Source organism: Actinomyces sp. MRS3W (genome assembly GCF_032465695.1).
Taxonomy (GTDB): domain Bacteria; phylum Actinomycetota; class Actinomycetes; order Actinomycetales; family Actinomycetaceae; genus Actinomyces.
Genome location: NZ_JAWDJJ010000077.1, coordinates 1 through 5,901 on the forward strand (window position 1 = coordinate 1; position 5,901 = coordinate 5,901).

Sequence of the window (5,901 nt, forward strand, 5' to 3'; positions counted from 1 at the left end):
GCCGCCTCCACCATGGCCCGAGCCTGGGCGGGAGTGGCGGCGAAAGGCTTCTCCACCAGGACGTGCCGACCCGCGTCCAGTGCGGCCAGCGTGTGCTCGGCGTGCAACGTATTGGGGGAGCCGACGTAGACGACGTCGACGAGCGGGCCGCCGTCCTCGTCCCGGGCGGCGAGCATGTCCTCCAGCGTGGCGAAGGAGGTGGGGATGCCGTGTGCGGCGGCGAAGGCCGCGGCCCGCTCCGGGTGGGCGGAGGTGACCGCCACGATCCGGGCATCGGCTACCGCGCTCGCGGCTTCGGCGAACCAACGGGCGATGAATCCCGCGCCGATGACGCCGAACCGGATGGGTGGCCGTCCGGCATCCGATGCCGCGGGGCCGGCGGAGCTGGAGACGGTGGACGAACTCATACATCCAGGTTACCTGGGTCACAGCCGCCGGGCGCCTCTAGACTTGGTCGGTGCGCATTGACCCCCACACCCACTCCTCCTGCTCGGACGGCACCGACGCGCCCGCGCAGCTCATGGCCGCCGCGGCCAGGGCCGGCCTCGACGTCGTCGGCCTGACCGACCATGACACGACCGAGGGATGGGTCCAGGCCGCCGCCGCCGTCGCGGATACGGGCGTGACCCTGTTGCGCGGGGCGGAGATCTCCTGCTCGTCCGATGGCGTCACCCTGCACCTGCTCGCCTACCTCTTCGATCCGGGCTACACCCCGCTGGCCGAGGCCCTTGCCCACGCGCGCAACTCGCGCTCGACCCGCACCCGGCGGATGGTTGAGCTGCTGTCGGCCGACTTCCCCATCGGCTGGGACGATGTGCTTGCGCAGGCGACCGACGCCGCCACCATTGGCCGCCCCCACATTGCCGATGCGCTGGTTGCCGCCGGGGCCTTCCCCGACCGCTCCGCCGCATTCGCCGGGCCGCTGGCAACCGGCAGCCCCTACTACGTGCCCCACTGGGCCCTGGATCCCGTGGAGGCATGCGAACTCGTCCGTGCCGCCGGGGGCGTGCCGGTGGCCGCCCACCCGCGCGCCACCGGCCGGCAACGCCGCCTCATGCCCGATGAGACCTTCGCCCGCATGGCGCAGGCCGGCCTGGCTGCCCTCGAGGTCGATCATCGCGATCACAACCCCGCCCAGCGCGAGCAGGCTCGGGCCCTGGCGCAGCGACTTGGGTTGGGCATGTCCGGCGCCTCCGACTATCACGGTGCCGGCAAACCGAACCGGCTGGGGGAGAACCTCATGCCGCTGGAGCTGCTGGACCGGATCGTCTCCGAGGGCTCACTCCCGTTGCTCGCGCCCTGAGCCCGCCGTCCGTCACCGAGCCCGCCCGCCGAGCCGGTGACGACGCCGACCAGATTCTCTCCACACCATTCCAATCCACCCGCTGCCGACAACCCACTGCCCATGCTCGACACCGTTTTCAATCCCACACTGTTCGCCACCGCCTTCACCACGATTCTGGTCATTCAGGATCCACTTGGCGCCATCCCCATCTTCTTGTCGCTGACCAGCCGGCAGACCCACGCCGAGCGCACCCGCTCGGCCCGCCAAGCGACCCTGGTGTCCTTCGCGGTCATCCTTGCCTTCGCGATCTTCGGGCGCTACATACTGCGGTTTCTGGGGATCACCGTGCCCGCCCTGCAAATATCCGGCGGCCTGCTGCTCCTGCTGGTGGCCTTGGAGCTGCTCACCGACAAAACCGATGAACATCCGGATCCGGATGCGGTGGTGACCAATGCTGCACTCGTCCCCCTGGGCACGCCTCTGCTAGCGGGGCCGGGAGCGATCGTCGCCGCCATGGTGGCGGTTGACTCGGCCTCCGATCCCGTCGTCGGCTGGGTGAGCGTGACCGCGGCGATTGTGGCCACTCACGTGGTCATCTGGGTTGCCCTGCGATTCTCGGCGAGCTTGCACCGGATCCTGGGGGAATCGGTGATCCAGGTGCTTACCCGCATCTTCGGATTGCTGTTGGCCGCGATTGCCGTGCAGATGATGGCCGACGGCGTGCTCGCCTACGTCGACACAATCATGGGCGCCTAGAGAAATCGACTCCCCGGGTGCGGTGCCAGGTGGGGTGCCAGGCCGGGGCCTGCGGGGTAGCAGGGAGGCAGGAGCACCGGAGGCGGCAGGAGCAGCTGAGGCGGCAGGAGCGAGGAGACGGTGGAGGCGGCGCAGACACCCCCACATCACCGAAACCGGCACTTATAACGTGCCGAAACCGGCACTAATGACGTGCCGAAACCGGCACAAGTGACGTGCCGGTCCCGGCGTCGATTAGGCGTCGGCGCGGCCGCCGTGGGTGCGCTTGCGAGTGCGCTTGCGGCGGGGCCGGTCGGTGTCCCGGGCAGCCGCGTCGTCGCTGCGGGCACGCCCGCTGCCACGTTTGCGGCCGCGCCCGGACTCACCACGGCGCGAGCCGGAGGCGCGTCCACCGCGACCTCGGCCACCACGCTCGTCGCGGGAGCGGCGGCCACCGGCATGCTTACCGGTCTCGCCCAAGTCCTCGATCTGCTCGGCGTCGAGCCCAGCCAGAACCCGCTTATCCCGCGGCAGCTTGCCGGTGACGTCCTGCGGGATGTTGAGGTCGGAGTAGAGGTGGTCGCTGGTGTGATAGGTCTCCACCGGCTCCTCGATCGGCAGGCCGAGTGCCTTGGCGATGAGCCGCCAGCGGGATACGTCGTCCCAGTCGACGAAGGTAATCGCCGTGCCGGAGCCACCAGCACGACCGGTGCGGCCGATGCGGTGGACGTAGATCTTCTCGTCCTCGGGGCACTGGTAGTTGATGACGTGAGTGACGTCGTCGACGTCGATGCCACGCGCTGCCACGTCGGTGGCTACCAGCACATCCACCTTGCCCTTGCGGAAGGCCCGCAGCGCCTGCTCCCGGGCGCCCTGCCCGAGATCGCCGTGCAGGGAGGCGGTGGCGAAGCCACGCGCGGCCAGGTCCTCGGCCACGCGGGCGGCGGTGCGCTTGGTGCGGGCGAAGATGATGGTGCGGCCACGGCCCTCCGCCTGCAGGATGCGGGCGAGCACCTCGACCTTGTTGAGGGCGTGGGTGCGGTAGACAACCTGCTGGACGGATTTGACCGTCATGGAGTCGTCGCCCGGGTCCTGGGCGCGGATGTGGGTCGGCTTGGTCATGTAGCGGCGGGCCAGGGCGACGACGGCGCCCGGCATGGTGGCGCTGAACAGCATGGTGTGGCGGTCGGGGCGGGTGCGCGACAGGATCTTCTCCACGTCCGGCAGGAACCCCAGGTCCAGCATTTCGTCGGCCTCGTCCAGGACCACAGTAGTCACATGCGTGAGATCGAGGACACGGCGGTCCATGAGGTCAATGAGGCGGCCAGGGGTGCCGACCACGATCTCCGCACCCCGTTCAATAGCCTCGATCTGCGGTTCGTAGGCGCGTCCGCCGTAAACCTGCACGATGCGCACGGTGCGCTTGGCGGCGGCCGAGGCCAGCTCCTCGGCAACCTGCTTGGCCAACTCGCGAGTGGGCAGCACGACCAGTGCCTGCGGTGAGCCGGAGGCCGGATCTTCGTCCCAGCCCTCCTCACCGGGGCCAAGCGTGTCCATCAGCAGCGGAATGCCGAAGCCGAGGGTTTTGCCGGTGCCGGTCTTGGCCTGGCCAATGATGTCCTGGCCGCGCAGCGCGATCGGCAGGGTGAGTGCCTGAATGGGGAAGGGGTGGGTGATGCCCTTGTCGGCGAGCGCCTCGCAGATCTCCTCCTCGACGCCGAAGTCGGCGAAGGTGCGGGCAGTAAGGTCGGCGGGGTCACCGGCGTCGGTGATGTCGGGCTTAGCGTCGTCCAGAACCGGGGCGTGGGCCTGCGCCGTGGAGATAATGCCGGAGCTTTCGGCCTGCGGGACCGCCTGCTGGGTGGGCTGTTCGGATTGCGGATCGTTCGGTGCGGCGGATGATTCAGTTACGGTGTTCTGCTCGGTCACAGTGAAGATGTGCTTTCGGTTGTCTCCGGGCGTGGGCCCGGGGCTGAGACGGTGTGCCGGATGTGGCGACGTCTGAGCCTGCGGTCATATGCGGCAGCCGATCGCGAAGAACGCCCTGCGCAACGCCGGATCTGTACTCCGGATGCGACGGGCTGTGCCGAAGGGCATGACGATAGACATGGCGACCGGGCAACCAGCCTCCAGGTTAATACCCGATCGTGTCCGCCGTCCTGGGCAGATGGCGTCGGCGACCCCGGTCGTGGGGGATGTCACCGCCGGGATGTTGCGCAGCTCTCAGACGAACTCGTGTTCGTGACGCCACGGGGACGGACGTCGAGCGTGTCCGCGACGCCAGCTGGACATTCTTCGATCCGAGCGCCGCCCGGACGAGGGGCGCAGGGCCTACGCTGGCCCTATGACGAGTTCCGTTCCTTCAGAGGGCCGCTCTGCGTCGCCGTCGCCCCATACGGCTGCGGTCATCGGCCTGGCCGCCTACACCCGGACGATCGCCTGCACCAGGTACGCGAAGGATGCCGACAAGGCGCCATCCATGGACCTGCGTGCCGAACTGCTGCATATGAGCGCGGAGGCCGTTGCCTCCTTCGACCACCTCCGGGAACTGGCTACGGGTACGGGCGTTGACGTGCTCGCCGCGGCGCAGCCGTTTGTGGGGACGCTGGAAGACTTTGACGAGCGCCTGCGACCGCTGGACTGGTACGAGCGGCTGACCAAGACCTACCTGACTTTCGGACTCATGCGCGACTTCGTCGTCGCTCTGGCCGCCACGCTCGAAGCGCCGTTGCGGGACCAGCTGACCGAAGAGATGAGTGCGGATCGCCTGGCGGCCTTCGCCCCGGCGCAACTCGTGCCCGGGATTGCAGAGGATACGCAGCTGGCTGCGCGCCTGGGCCTGTGGGGGCGCCGCGTCGTCGGCGAGGAGATCGGCACCATGAAGCGGCTGCTCATCTCGGCTCCGGATCTCGCCTCGACCGGAGCGGATGCTGACGCCCTGCATGAGGCCCTGTCCCAAGGCGCGACCACTCGCATGCGCGAGCTGGGGTTGCGGGTGTAGCGGCAGCTCGGCGGTGAGCTATTGCGGGCGCTGTGCTGCGGCGTCGGGCAGGGATCAGAACCCGAGCAGTAGCCAGACGGTCAGCACCAGCCCGCCGACGACGACGGCCGCGTGAATGACACGCTCGGGGATGAGCCGCTGAATGAGCGGCGCCACGTAGCCGCCGACGAACGAGCCCGCGCCGACGGCGATTGCCGCGCCCCAGTTGACCTCGCCGTGCACGATGAACAGCACGGCCGCCGAGAAATTCGACAGGGTCAGCATGGGTGTCTTCATGACAACGGCGGCGTGGGTGTTCATGGGGGTGCCCAGCGTGCATAGGGCGAAGAACAGCACGCCTGCGCCTGCGCCGAAGTAGCCGCTGTAGACGGTGATGGCGGCCAGGAGCGCGAGGAACGCGGTTGCCGGCAGTTTGTAGCGGGTCGAGCCGCGCCGCAGTCGTGGGCTCAGGGCGACCAGGACGGTGGCGAGCAGCACCAGCCAAGGTACGACCGCCTCGAACACGCCCGGGGGCGCGACCAGGAGCAGGGCTCCGCCCACGAGGCCGCCGACGGCGGCGATGAGCGCTTGGGGAAGCAGCGGGTAGTAGCGAATCTGTTTGAGGCGGTCCCAGGAGGTGATGAGTGAGCCGATACCGGCGGGGATGAGGCTGACGGTATTGGAGGCGTTGGCAACGACCGGGGGGACGCCCAGGGCCAGCATCGCCGGGTAGGAGACGAGCGAAGCCATCCCCACGAGGTAGCCGATGATTCCGGCGCATAGTCCGGCTACGAAAAGGAGGGAGTAGGTGAGGATGGGCGACATTGCGCCTCAGAATAGCGGCGGTGAGGTGCGACGCGTCTGGTTGTTCCTCTATACGGCCGTCGGGGCGCGGCATGAT

General features: G+C 68.8%; 6 protein-coding genes. 3 read left to right on the forward strand and 3 right to left on the reverse strand.

Annotation, left to right across the window (positions count from 1 at the left end):
* Window positions 1-407: Gfo/Idh/MocA family oxidoreductase (locus tag RWX45_RS02140; RefSeq protein WP_316022142.1), on the reverse strand; the 407-nt coding region annotated here is incomplete at its 3' end.
* 50 nt (window positions 408-457) lie between these two features.
* Between RWX45_RS02140 and RWX45_RS02145 the strand changes: the two genes are divergently transcribed.
* Window positions 458-1,303 (forward strand): PHP domain-containing protein, encoded by an 846-nt coding sequence (locus RWX45_RS02145; RefSeq protein WP_316022143.1) that lies wholly within the window; start codon window positions 458-460, stop codon window positions 1,301-1,303.
* 102 nt (window positions 1,304-1,405) lie between these two features.
* A complete protein-coding gene (locus RWX45_RS02150) occupies window positions 1,406-2,041 on the forward strand; it encodes a MarC family protein (protein WP_316022144.1) in 636 nt (211 codons plus the stop codon).
* Between the two features lie 234 nt (window positions 2,042-2,275).
* On the opposite strand, the gene RWX45_RS02155 is transcribed toward RWX45_RS02150, so the two are convergent.
* Window positions 2,276-3,847, reverse strand: coding sequence for a DEAD/DEAH box helicase (locus RWX45_RS02155; protein WP_316022147.1), 1,572 nt, complete (start codon window positions 3,845-3,847; stop codon window positions 2,276-2,278).
* Window positions 3,848-4,364: 517 nt separating this feature from the next.
* Between RWX45_RS02155 and RWX45_RS02160 the strand changes: the two genes are divergently transcribed.
* Complete coding sequence (locus tag RWX45_RS02160; protein ID WP_316022145.1) at window positions 4,365-5,021, forward strand: ferritin-like fold-containing protein; 657 nt, start codon at window positions 4,365-4,367, stop codon at window positions 5,019-5,021.
* A 54-nt stretch (window positions 5,022-5,075) separates the two neighbouring features.
* Here the strand turns inward: RWX45_RS02160 and RWX45_RS02165 are convergent, their stop codons facing one another.
* Window positions 5,076-5,825 (reverse strand): sulfite exporter TauE/SafE family protein, encoded by a 750-nt coding sequence (locus tag RWX45_RS02165; RefSeq protein WP_316022146.1) that lies wholly within the window; start codon window positions 5,823-5,825, stop codon window positions 5,076-5,078.
* Between the last annotated feature and the right edge of the window lie 76 nt (window positions 5,826-5,901).